This window comes from Pseudomonas psychrophila, from assembly GCF_001043005.1.
GTDB classification, from domain to species: Bacteria; Pseudomonadota; Gammaproteobacteria; order Pseudomonadales; family Pseudomonadaceae; genus Aquipseudomonas; species Aquipseudomonas psychrophila.
This window is the reverse complement of sequence record NZ_JYKZ01000003.1, coordinates 168,921-181,134: the sequence shown is the minus strand read 5'-3', so window position 1 is coordinate 181,134 and position 12,214 is coordinate 168,921. Positions and strand designations below refer to the sequence as shown.

General features: G+C 58.4%; 10 protein-coding genes. 7 read left to right on the top strand and 3 right to left on the bottom strand.

Going from position 1 to position 12,214, the window contains the following annotated elements:
• The first annotated feature begins 245 nt into the window (after window positions 1–245).
• The 7 genes from gcl (at window position 246) to TU76_RS09905 (ending at window position 9,115) form a co-directional block, all read left to right on the top strand.
• Window positions 246–2,021: a glyoxylate carboligase gene (gene gcl, locus TU76_RS09935; protein WP_048351569.1), complete on the top strand. Its 1,776-nt coding sequence runs from the start codon at window positions 246–248 to the stop codon at window positions 2,019–2,021.
• 51 nt (window positions 2,022–2,072) lie between these two features.
• Window positions 2,073–2,855 carry a hydroxypyruvate isomerase gene (gene hyi, locus TU76_RS09930; RefSeq protein WP_048351568.1) on the top strand — a complete coding sequence of 261 codons (783 nt, stop codon included), beginning with the start codon at window positions 2,073–2,075 and terminating at the stop codon, window positions 2,853–2,855.
• A gap of 138 nt (window positions 2,856–2,993) precedes the next feature.
• Window positions 2,994–3,884: a 2-hydroxy-3-oxopropionate reductase gene (locus TU76_RS09925; RefSeq protein ID WP_046809691.1), complete on the top strand. Its 891-nt coding sequence runs from the start codon at window positions 2,994–2,996 to the stop codon at window positions 3,882–3,884.
• 137 nt (window positions 3,885–4,021) lie between these two features.
• A complete protein-coding gene (locus tag TU76_RS09920; RefSeq protein ID WP_048351567.1) occupies window positions 4,022–4,921 on the top strand; it encodes an urea transporter in 900 nt (299 codons plus the stop codon).
• Between the two features lie 39 nt (window positions 4,922–4,960).
• The gene (locus tag TU76_RS09915) at window positions 4,961–5,782 is read left to right on the top strand and encodes an ion transporter (protein ID WP_019828880.1); all 822 of its coding nucleotides are present in this window, start codon (window positions 4,961–4,963) and stop codon (window positions 5,780–5,782) included.
• 93 nt (window positions 5,783–5,875) lie between these two features.
• Entirely contained in the window at window positions 5,876–6,883 is a 1,008-nt protein-coding gene (locus TU76_RS09910) for a sulfate ABC transporter substrate-binding protein (RefSeq protein WP_019828879.1), read from the top strand.
• 294 nt (window positions 6,884–7,177) lie between these two features.
• Window positions 7,178–9,115, top strand: coding sequence for a DNA topoisomerase III (locus TU76_RS09905; RefSeq protein ID WP_048351566.1), 1,938 nt, complete (start codon window positions 7,178–7,180; stop codon window positions 9,113–9,115).
• Between the two features lie 3 nt (window positions 9,116–9,118).
• Here the strand turns inward: TU76_RS09905 and TU76_RS09900 are convergent, their stop codons facing one another.
• The 3 genes from TU76_RS09900 to TU76_RS09895 all read right to left on the bottom strand — a co-directional run bounded on the left by TU76_RS09900 (window position 9,119) and on the right by TU76_RS09895 (window position 11,885).
• Window positions 9,119–9,961 (bottom strand): PhzF family phenazine biosynthesis protein, encoded by an 843-nt coding sequence (locus tag TU76_RS09900; RefSeq protein ID WP_019828877.1) that lies wholly within the window; start codon window positions 9,959–9,961, stop codon window positions 9,119–9,121.
• 143 nt (window positions 9,962–10,104) lie between these two features.
• Complete coding sequence (locus TU76_RS25580) at window positions 10,105–10,236, bottom strand: putative transporter small subunit (RefSeq protein WP_019828876.1); 132 nt, start codon at window positions 10,234–10,236, stop codon at window positions 10,105–10,107.
• Window positions 10,218–11,885: a sodium:solute symporter family protein gene (locus TU76_RS09895; RefSeq protein ID WP_019828875.1), complete on the bottom strand. Its 1,668-nt coding sequence runs from the start codon at window positions 11,883–11,885 to the stop codon at window positions 10,218–10,220. The genes TU76_RS25580 and TU76_RS09895 overlap by 19 nt, the downstream gene beginning before the upstream one ends.
• Between the last annotated feature and the right edge of the window lie 329 nt (window positions 11,886–12,214).

Here is a 12,214-nt window from a genome sequence, read left to right as displayed (position 1 = left end):
TATGGAAAGCCTTTCGCGCGTTTTTTCAGGCGCATTCAATACAGCCAATAGAACACAATACAAATCTGTTTTGTATACAATTTTTATTGGGCATTAAATCAAAAATCAAACCAAAGACCAGAATGCAGGGCTCCAGAGCCATCAATCACTGAATCAACAAAAGCCATTGACCTGCACGCCGGAGGATGAATACACTCGCTCAACAGCCACTTGTATACAATTACAAAACGTAAGAGGCACAAAAAATGAGCAAAATGAGAGCAATCGAAGCCGCCGTTCTGGTGATGCGTCGCGAAGGTGTCGATACCGCATTCGGTATCCCGGGTGCCGCCATCAACCCGTTGTACTCGGCCCTGCAAAAGGTCGGTGGCATCGATCACGTCCTTGCTCGCCACGTAGAAGGCGCCTCGCACATGGCCGAGGGTTACACCCGCACCAAGGCCGGCAATATTGGCGTGTGCATCGGCACTTCCGGCCCGGCAGGCACCGACATGGTGACGGGCCTCTACAGTGCCTCAGCCGACTCGATCCCTATTCTGTGCATCACCGGCCAAGCACCACGGGCACGGATGCATAAAGAAGACTTCCAGGCCGTCGACATCACCACCATCGTCAAACCCGTCACCAAGTGGTCGACCACCGTGATGGAGCCGGGCCAGGTGCCCTACGCCTTCCAGAAAGCCTTTTACGAAATGCGCTCCGGCCGCCCAGGTCCCGTGCTGATCGACTTGCCGTTCGACGTGCAAATGGCCGAGATTGAATTCGACATCGATGCCTACGAACCGCTGCCACTGGCCAAACCATCGGCAACCCGGCTCCAGGCCGAAAAAGCCCTGGCCTTGCTCGATCAGGCCGAACGTCCGCTGCTGGTCAGCGGCGGAGGCGTGATCAACGCTGACGCCAGTGATCTGCTGGTGGAGTTCGCCGAGTTGACCGGCATCCCGGTCATACCGACGCTGATGGGCTGGGGCACGATTGCTGACGATCACCCGCTGATGGTGGGCATGGTCGGCCTGCAAACGTCCCACCGTTACGGCAACGCCACCCTGCTCAAGTCCGACGTGGTACTGGGCATCGGCAACCGCTGGGCCAACCGCCACACCGGCTCGGTCGACGTTTACACCGAAGGTCGCAAGTTCATACACGTTGATATCGAGCCCACCCAGATCGGCCGCGTCTTCAACCCGGATCTGGGCATCGTTTCCGACGCAGGTTCCGCGCTCAAGGTATTCCTCGAAGTGGCCCGCGAATGGAAAGCCGCCGGCAAGCTGAAAAACCGCAGCGCCTGGCTGCAAGACTGTCAGCAACGCAAAGCCACGATGCAGCGTAAGACTCACTTCGACAACGTGCCGGTCAAGCCCCAGCGCGTGTACGAAGAGATGAACCAGGTGTTCGGCAAAGACACGTGCTACGTCAGCACCATCGGCTTGTCGCAGATCGCCGGCGCGCAGTTCCTGCACGTTTACAAGCCGCGTCACTGGATCAACTGCGGCCAGGCCGGCCCACTGGGCTGGACCATTCCTGCAGCGCTGGGCGTGGTCAAGGCCGACCCGACCCGCAACGTCGTAGCGCTGTCCGGTGACTATGACTTCCAGTTCATGATCGAAGAACTGGCGGTGGGCGCACAGTTCAACCTGCCGTATATCCACGTAGTGGTAAACAACTCCTACCTTGGGCTGATTCGTCAGGCGCAACGCGGTTTCGAAATGGACTACTGCGTGCAGTTGGCTTTCGACAACCTCAACGCACCCGAGCTCAACGGTTATGGCGTAGACCACGTGGCCGTCGTTCAAGGCCTGGGCTGCAAGGCCTTGCGCGTGTTCGAACCCAGTGAAATCCAGCCTGCACTGCGCAAGGCCCAGGAGCTGATCAAGGAGTTCCGTGTGCCCGTGATGGTGGAAATCATCCTGGAGCGCGTGACCAACATTTCGATGGGCACCGAAATTAACGCCGTGAATGAATTTGAAGACTTGGCGCTGGTGGGTAACGATGCACCGACCGCCATTTCGATGCTGGATTAATTGACTGCCCCTCTCTCAGGGAGAGGGGCCACCTATTTGCAGGAGTTCACCATGCCGCGTTTTGCCGCCAACCTGTCCATGCTGTTCACCGAACAGGATTTCCTTGTCCGTTTTCAAGCGGCTGCCAACGCTGGTTTCCATGGCGTTGAATACCTGTTCCCTTACGACTACAGCTCTGCCGAGATCAAGGCGCAGCTCGATGCCAACAAGCTGACCCAAGTGCTGTTCAACCTGCCGGCCGGTGATTGGGCCAAGGGCGAACGCGGGATTGCCTGCCACCCGGATCGGGTTGAGGAGTTCCGTGCCGGGGTCGACCTCGCCATTGCTTACGCCCAAGTACTGGGCAACGACCAGATCAACTGTCTGGCGGGGATTCGCCCACAAGGCGCAGACGAGGCCCTGATCGAAAAAACCTTCGTCAGCAACCTCAAGTACGCCGCCGACAAGCTGCAAGCGGTGGGCATCAAGCTGGTGATGGAGTCGATCAACACCCTCGACATTCCCGGCTTTTACCTGAACAACACGAAGCAGGCCCTGGCCATTCAGGACAAGGTCGGTAGCGCCAACCTGTTCCTGCAATACGACATCTACCACATGCAAATCATGGAGGGCGATCTGGCCCGCACCATGCAAACCCATCTGCCGCAGATCAACCATATCCAGCTGGCCGACAACCCCGGCCGCCACGAACCGGGTACCGGCGAAATCAACTACCGCTTCCTGTTCGATCACCTGGACCGCATTGGCTATCAGGGCTGGGTGGGTTGCGAATACAAGCCACTGACCAGCACCGAAGCCGGTCTGGCGTGGCTCAAGACCCATAACGCGGTGTAACTCTGTGGGAGCGGGCTTGCTCGCGATGGCAACGACGCGGTGTACCTGTCACTCCACAGCGCTCCCCTCGCGAGCAAGCCCGCTCCCACATCAGCCCACCTACTCTGAATCGCCTTAAGAAAAACAAGAGGATTTGTCATGGCTAAAATCGGATTTATCGGCACAGGCATCATGGGTTCGCCTATGGCCAGCAACTTGCAAAAGGCCGGGCACAGCCTGTTTCTATCGACCCATCACGGCGCCGCACCGGCCGATCTGGTCGCCGCCGGCGCAATCGCCCTGGCCAGCCCTCGTGAAGTCGCCCAGGAAGCCGAGTTCATCATCGTGATGGTGCCGGACACCCCTCAGGTCGAAGACGTACTGTTCCGTGAAGACGGTATCGCGGCAGGTCTGAGCCCGAACAAGGTCGTGATCGACATGAGCTCGATCTCGCCGACAGCAACCAAAGCCTTCGCTGAAAAAATCAACGCCAAGGGCGCGCAGTACCTGGACGCGCCAGTGTCTGGCGGTGAAGTCGGCGCCAAGGCCGGCAGCCTGAGCATCATGGTCGGCGGTGACGAAAAAACCTTCGCCCGCGCCCTGCCCCTGCTCCAGAGCATGGGTAAAAACATCACCCTGGTCGGCGGCAATGGTGACGGTCAAACCGCCAAGGTAGCGAACCAGATCATCGTTGCCCTGAACATTCAGGCAGTGGCAGAAGCGCTGGTGTTTGCCGCAAAAAACGGGGCTGACCCGGCCAAGGTTCGCGAAGCACTGATGGGGGGGTTTGCTTCGTCAAAAATCCTTGAAGTCCACGGCGAGCGCATGATCAAGGGCACCTTTGATCCGGGTTTCCGCATCAGCCTGCACCAGAAGGACCTCAACCTGGCCCTGGCGGGCGCCCGCGAACTGGGGATCAACCTGCCCAACACCGCCAACGCCCAGCAAGTGTTCAGCACCTGCGCCGCCATCGGTGGCAGCAACTGGGACCACTCGGCGCTGATCAAAGGTCTGGAACACATGGCCAACTTCTCGATTCGCGACAAGTAATCTGCACGACTTCTGCAGAGAAACTTCAGTCGTGGGAGTGAGCCTGCTCGCGAAGGACGTTCGCGAGCAGGCTCGCTCCCACACATAGTTTCTACAGGGTTTACGGGTTCCAACCGCCACACTGCGTAGCCATCACCATGAGCTCACATCCCTGTCCCGACTGGGCGACTGCCCTGTGCGCCGGTTTCAGCCAAATCTTCCTTCAACGCCATCCACTGTGCGGGGTGATGTGCCTGCTGGCGATTTTGCTCAGTGCGCCCACCCTGCTCGGTGGCGCCTTGCTGGGCGGTGTTGCGGGGCTCCTTACCGCGCAACGCCGCGACTACCCCAAAGCCGAACGCCAGGCAGGTATCTACAGTTACAACGGCATCTTGCTGGGGTTGCTATTGAGCCACCAACTGGAATGGTCGGCCCTGCTGCCCTTGCTGATTATCGCGAGCGCCGGGTTGAGCACCATGCTCGTCCACCAATGGTTAAAACGCGCCGCCCACGGGCAAAGCCTGATGGCCTATACCGCGCCGTTCGTGGCTATTGGCTGGATTTTGCTGCACGTCAACAACGCCTCTGCCACTGCCTTGAACCACGATCAGACCGTCAACAGCCTGACGCTGATACAAGGCCTGTTCAAAGGCGTAGCCCAAGTCATGCTGTTGCAGCATCCAATTGCCGGGCTGCTGATTGTTCTCGGCGTGTGGCTGAGCAGCACGCGGGCAGCACTCTGGGCCATCACGGGGTCTTTGGCGGGTCTGGCATTCGGCCTGTATCAACAGGATACGGCTGGCGCATTGAGCGGTCTGGCGGGTTATAACCCGGCACTCGCCGCATTGGCCCTGAGCCAGCAACGACGGCGGCCCTGGCTTCCACTGGTCGGCATCATCGTCACCCTGTTGCTCACACCCGGATTTATCGCCCTGGGGCTGGCGCCATTAACCGCACCGTTTATTCTCAGTTGCTGGCTGGTGCATGCCAGCATTCGGATACTCAGCCCCCAGGCGCCCGATGCAGAAGAACAATGCAGGTTGCGCATTGAGCGTTAATACTCGAACCTTCTGACATTTGGGCATCGAGCAACCTGCATGGATAACAAGGATTGGCGTCAACGCCTGTACGTCATGGTCTTCCAGGCCGACACCCCCGCGGGCCGACGTTTTGATACCGCGCTGCTGCTGATCATCATGTGCAGCCTGGTGGTGGTGGTGCTCGACAGCATCAACAGCATTCACCGCGACTACGCCAACCTGCTGGCCTATATCGAGTGGGGCTTTACCTTTGTATTTGCCATCGAGTATGGCCTGCGCCTGTACTGCTCACCCAAACCGCTGCGTTACGCGTTCAGTTTTTACGGGCTGGTGGATTTGCTGGCCATCGTGCCGGGGATTCTGGCGATCTATTACAGCGACGCGCAGTACCTGCTGATCATTCGTATCATCCGCATGCTGCGTATTTTCCGCATCCTCAAACTGCGACCCTACCTGAGCCAGGCCAACTACCTGCTCTCGGCCCTGCGTGGCAGCAAGCAAAAGATCATCGTGTTTCTGGTCAGCGTCTCGACTCTGGTGACGGTGTTTGGCAGCCTGATGTACGTGGTCGAAGGCCCGGAAAACGGTTTTACCAGCATCCCGGTCAGCATTTACTGGGCCATCGTTACCCTGACCACAGTCGGCTTTGGTGACATCGTGCCCAAAACCGTACTGGGGCAAATCATCTCGGCCATGGTCATGATCACGGGCTACTCGATCATTGCCGTGCCCACTGGCATCTTTACCGCAGAACTGGCCAACGCCATGCGCGGCGAACAGCTCAAGCACGACTGCCCCACCTGCAAGAAGAACAACCACGAACCCTCGGCTTCTTTTTGTTCACGCTGTGGCAATGCTCTCTTTACTAAAAATGCATAACCACAGCACTTTTTAATCTTTTAAGGACTATGCGCCAACCGCTATAGTTGCTGGCAAATTGCCCTTATTGCTCCCTATAACAAGGAATTCGCAGTGAAAAAACTCTTTGGTGCTTCAATTCTGGCCGTAGGCCTGGCCCTGGGCAGCGTTGCTCACGCAGCTACCCCTCCGCCGTTGCTGAACGTGTCCTACGACGTGATGCGTGACTTCTACAAGGACTACAACGCGGCCTTCCAGAAGCACTGGGCACAAGAGCACAACGGCGAAAAGCTCAACATACAAATGTCCTTCGGCGGCTCCAGCAAACAGGCCCGTTCGGTAATCGATGGCCTGCCGGCAGACGTGATCACCATGAATATGGCCACCGACATCAACGCGCTGGCGGACAACGGCAAACTGGTCCCGGAAAACTGGGTCACACGCCTGCCTGACAACAGCGCGCCGTTCACCTCGGCCACTGTGTTTATCGTGCGCAAAGGCAACCCAAAAGCCCTGAACGACTGGCCTGACCTGCTCAAGGACGGTGTTCAGGTGATCGTGCCCAACCCGAAAACCTCGGGTAACGGCCGCTACACCTTCCTTTCGGCGTGGGGTTATGTGCTGAAAAACGGCGGTGACGAAACCAAGGCCAAGGACTTTGTCGCCAAGCTGTTCAAGCAAGCTCCGGTACTCGACACCGGCGGCCGTGCAGCCACCACCACCTTCATGACCAACCAGATCGGTGACGTGCTGGTGACCTTCGAAAACGAAGCTGAAATGATCGCCCGTGAATTTGGCCGCGACCAGTTCGAAGTGATCTACCCAAGCGTATCGGCCGAAGCCGAACCGCCAGTGACCGTGGTCGACAAAGTGGTCGACAAAAAAGGCACCCGCGCAACAGCCGAAGCCTACCTGAAGTACCTGTGGTCGCCTGAAGGCCAGGAAATCGCTGCCAACAACTACCTGCGCCCACGGGACAAGGCAGTGCTGGACAAGTACAACGACCGCTTCCCGAAAGTCGACTTCCTGTCGGTTGAGAAAACCTTCGGTGACTGGCGCGACGTGCAGAAAAAGTACTTCAACGACGGTGGCGTTTTCGACCAGATCTATAACGGTCAATAATCCCCGCCTCCTGTGGGAGCAACTGTCTTGCTCCCACAGGATTTACTCGTAGCAGCTGCCGTAGGGACGAGGCTGCGTTCGACGACGCAGTCGTCGCAGAATCAGGCACTGGGGTGTACCCGTTACATCCAATTCTCAGAATTTACGATCGCTTCGCAATCGAACGTAGCCTCGTCCCTTCGGCAACGGCTACTCAACAATTAAACCTGTACATATCAACAGTAAAAACACTTGCCCTCGCGCCCGTCTCTGCCCATGCTGTGCGTCTTCTGCGCACCCTGAATGAGTTGAGCGATGCGGTTGTTTTTGTGTGAAAAACCCTCCCAGGCCAAAGATATCGCTGCCGTACTCGGTGCCAGCCGACGCGGAGACGGCTGCTGGGTCGGGCCCAATGCCACCGTCACCTGGTGCATCGGCCACCTGCTCGAAACCGCCCCGCCCGACGCCTACGACGAGCGCTACAAGCGCTGGGTACTGGCCGACCTGCCGATCATTCCCGACAAATGGAAAATGCGCGTCAAGCCCAAGACTGCCAGTCAGTTCAAGGCCGTCAAGCGCCTGCTGGGTGAAGCCAGCGAACTGGTGATCGCCACCGACGCCGACCGTGAAGGCGAGATGATCGCCCGCGAACTGGTCGAGCACTGCCGCTATCGCGGCCCGATCCAGCGCCTGTGGCTGTCAGCCCTGGACGACGCCTCCATTCGCAAGGCACTGGCTGCACTCAAGCCCGGCAGCGAAACCTTCAACCTCTACCACTCGGCACTGGGACGCTCGCGGGCCGACTGGTTGATCGGCATGAACATGAGCCGCCTGTTCACCCTGCTCGGGCGCCAGTCCGGCTATCAGGGCGTGTTGCCAGTGGGCCGGGTGCAAACCCCGACGCTACGGCTGGTGGTCGACCGGGATCGCAGCATCAGCGACTTCATCCCCGTGGCGTACTGGGCCATTGATGTGCAACTCAAACACGAGGGGCAGTTGTTCACCGCGCAATGGCGCGCTAATCCCGACACGTGCGACGACCAGGACCGTTGCCTCAACCAGGCCCATGCGCAGCAGGCTGCCGCGGCGATCAACAGCGCCAGCAGCGCCCGGGTGACCACGCTGCGAACCGAGCGCATGCGTGAAGTGGCGCCGTTGCCGTTCGACCTCGGCACCCTGCAAGAGGTGTGTTCAAAAAAACTCGGCCTCGGCGCTCAGGAAACCCTCGACGTCGCCCAGGCACTGTACGAAACCTACAAAGTGATCACCTACCCGCGCAGCGATTGTGGCTACCTGCCGCAAAGCCAGCACAGCGAAGCACCGTCGATCCTGGCGGCATTGCAGCAGGCAGACCCGACACTGGGAGCGCTAGCCGGGTATCTGGACCCTCAGCGCCGCTCACGGGCCTGGAACGACGCCAAAGTCAGCGCCCACCACGGCATCATTCCTACCGTGGCAGCGAAAAACCTTGAGCGTCTGAGCGGCAAACACCGCGCCGTGTATACGCTGATTCGCGCACGCTACCTGGCGCAATTTCTGCCCAATCACGAGTACGACCGCACCCAGGCCGACTTCGATTGCGCAGGTCAGCACTTGCGTGCCGTGGGCAAACAGATCGTTGAGCCCGGCTGGAAGCGCGCGCTGCCCGAAGCCCTGGCTCCGGCAAAAGGCCGCGAAGCCCCAGCGCCACAACCTTTACCGATAATGCGCGAAGGCCTGGACTGCGCAATTTCGGCGGTCAACCTTAAAGACCTGTGGACCCAGCCACCCAAGCCTTTCACTGAAGGCGATCTGATCAAGGCGATGAAAAACGTCGCCAAGCTGGTGCAAGATCCGCTGCTCAAGCAAAAGCTCAAGGACACCACGGGCATCGGCACCGAAGCCACCCGGGCCGGAATCATCCAGGGCTTGCTGGACCGCGGCTACCTGATCAAAAACGGCAAGGCCCTGGCCGCCACAGCGCCTGCATTCAGCCTGATCGACGCCGTGCCCCGCGCCATCGCCGACCCCGGCACCACGGCCATCTGGGAACAGGCATTGGACATGGTGCAAAGCGGCGAGATGACCCTCGACGTATTCGTCGCCAAGCAGGCGGCCTGGATGAGCAAGCACATCGAGCGCTGCAGCGCCCTGACGCTGACCATCAGCGGCCCTGCCAGCCCGGCGGGTGCAGCACCTGCCTGGAAAAAGAAACGCAAGGCCGCAACCGGCAAGGCCAAGCCAAAACGCGCGGTGAAAGCCAAAGGGGCATGAATGTTAAAGCGTGAGTTGCCCCGAAATACAGGTCACGGCTGAACCGCCCACCCAGATATCATCGCCAACCTGTTCGATGGAGACGCGCCCCGCTCGCCCCATGGCCGTGCCCTGACTGGCCACATAGTGTGCCGGCGCAAGGCCGTCGCCGATCAGCCACTGGGCCAGCCCGGCGTTCAGACTGCCAGTGACCGGGTCTTCGGGCATGCCTTCACCGGCACAAAACGCACGCACTTCAAACTGAGCTTCATCCCCATGGCGCTCGACGCTCCAGGGAGCGACCACGCCAATGGACAGGCCAAGCAATTGTGCATAATCAGGGTTTAAAGCCAGTACCTGCTCACGGTCGTGCAGCATCAGCGCTACCCAGCCCGGGCCGTTGTCGACCCAACGCGCCAGCGCCACAGCCTTGGACTGTATGCCCAGGCCACCGCAGATACGTTGCAACAACTCATCCTCGACAGCGCCATCACGCAACAAAGGCGGTGCTGTAAAGGCCAGTTGCTCCCCGTCGCGGCGGATTCTGATCAAGCCCGCGCTGCATTCCTGAATGATTTCTTCACCCTTGGGCTCGCCCCCGGTTTCCAGCCAGGCATGACAACTACCCAGCGTCGGGTGCCCGGCAAACGGCAGTTCGTGAAGGGTGGTGAAAATGCGCAGGCGGTAATCCGCTTCAGGATTTTGCGGTTTCAGTACGAAGGTGGTTTCACTCAGATTGGTCCAGCGCGCAAAGTCGGCCATCTGCCCGTCGGTCAGACTGTCAGCGTTCAACACCACAGCGACCGGGTTGCCCTTAAGTGCAACCGTACTGAAGACATCAACTTGCTTGAATTCAAATAGGCTCATGGCCAGCTCCTGATAACGACCAGAAGCACCCTACACAATCCGGGGAAATATCGCGCGTTTTGTAACCGCTGCAGAAACACAAAAGCCGCGATCGGCTTTACAAGCAGATCGCGGCTTCCTCGTTTCAAACGCTGTTACACGGGTTAAACCAGATCCGTACCGTCACGCTTCGCCTTGCGCATGTCGCGCCACAGGCTGACGCACAGTGTCACCATCACCGTGGCCGCGATGGCCGGCCAGATCAATACGTAAGCAGTCAAAGCGAAACTGGACATGGGGAGGCTCCGTTCACAGTGTCAGGTTCAGCGTCGTGGTGAAACGCCACCACCCGCTCGTTGATGCAGTCAAAATCAAATGTCTGGTTGGAACGTAAACTCACCAGCACACACACCACCGTACTGACGCCATAGGCCGTCAGTGAGCTGAGCAGTACCGGGTAATCACGTAAAAAACCAAACGCAAAGGGCGCAAACACCATAAAGGCCAGCGCACCCAGCACAAACCCGGCGCGCTTACCCAAAAAGCCGAATGCCATCAGTCCGATCACCACCCCGCCGCCAATCGAAGCGCAGAGTTCGAAAAACAGTGCCACCACCCCTTGCATCTCCAGCAGCTCGAACCGCGCCACCAAAAACATCACAAAGCCTGCGATTGCCGCACTGGTAAACGCTGCATTGGTGATCCGTTCCCAATACAGACTGGCGATGACAGGGAACACGATGGCACCCCACAGCGCACCGACAAAAATCAGCATGGTTAATATGTCGAGTTTCATACTGGCAAAAATCATTGCCAGCATTGTCGCCAGCACCATGGTCAGGCGCCCGACAAACAACATGGTTTTGGGGTTTGGCTTGCCCTTGGCGATGTTCTTGCCATACACGTCGGTCATGACCAACGCCGACAACGCGGACAGATCCGAATCGGCAGTGGATGACAGCGAACCAATCACCATGATGAAAAACAGCCCCACCGCAAACGGCGGCAAGTAGGTCGACGCCATTTGCGGGATCAAGTTATTGAGGTCGCCATCCAGCGGTTCGATACCGGCCAGCAACGCCAGAAAGCCCAGCATGCCAAGCCCGATCACGATTGAGGCATAACCGATGGTGGCCGTGACAAAGGTCGACTTCATCAAGTCCTCACGCACCGCAAACAGGCGCTGGGCGATGGTCTGGTTACCGATGGCGTAGGCCAGCACGGCCACGAAGTACGGTGCACCCTGTTCAAGAATCGCGGTTTTGGAATAGAAACTGGCTTGCTCAGGCGTGATCTTCGGCATGCCCTGGGCAAAGATTTCCGGGCCGCCTAGCTGGAAGAAAATAATCGGAATAATCACCACGGCAGCGAAAATCATGGCGAACAACTGACCGAAATCCGTGAGTACCGACGAGCGAAACCCCGACCAGATGGTGTAGGTAAGAATCCCGACACCCGCAATCAAAACCCCGTGGGTGAAACTCAGTGGCGAGAGTACTGCCACCAACGCCCCGGCGGCGGTGAAGTTGACCATCAGGCTGATGAGGCTGCCGACAATATTGGAACCCGCCAGAATCATCTGGCTCGAGCGCCCGTGCCGGGCGTGCATGATTTCAGCAAGCGTGTGAGCCTTGGGTGCCAGTTGCCGAAATCGCCGGCCAAAAGGGTAAATGAACAAGATCATCAGCGCGCCCCAGAAGCCGTAGTGCAGCGCCCCCGAGATCCCGAATTTGTAACCCGCAGTGGCGGCGGCATAAAACGATGCCGCCCAAATCCAGGTCGCCGTCATGCTGGCGGCTGACATGCCAAAACCGATGGAGTTATTGGAAACCATATAACCGTCGACATTTTCTTCCTTGCGACCCACGCGCAAAGAGACCAGAAACGTCAGGCCATAAAAACAGAACATAAGCAGCAACACAGTGAGGGTGGAAAGTTGAAACATTCCTTTCTCCTTTTTATGTGCGCGCAATCGCCACTGACGCAACGAAAGGCCAAAAAACGGCAAGCGCAACAACCCGGAATTCCTGACAGGCAGGCGATAACAGACAGAGGTCCGTGGGTTGTCAGAGTGATGGCTGGCAAGTGACGGAACGCAAGAGGCGTCCCACGTCAAAAGGTAAAGCGTGCGCTAGCACGTTGAACCCGGTGCTTGCAGCAATGGCCGGCGTGTGCCGGAAGATAAGTCCTACATCAGAAGCGTAAAGCCCTGACGCGAACGGATAGGAAGTATACAGATTTGGGCGTGAAACTGTTCGTTCAAACTAAACCGTG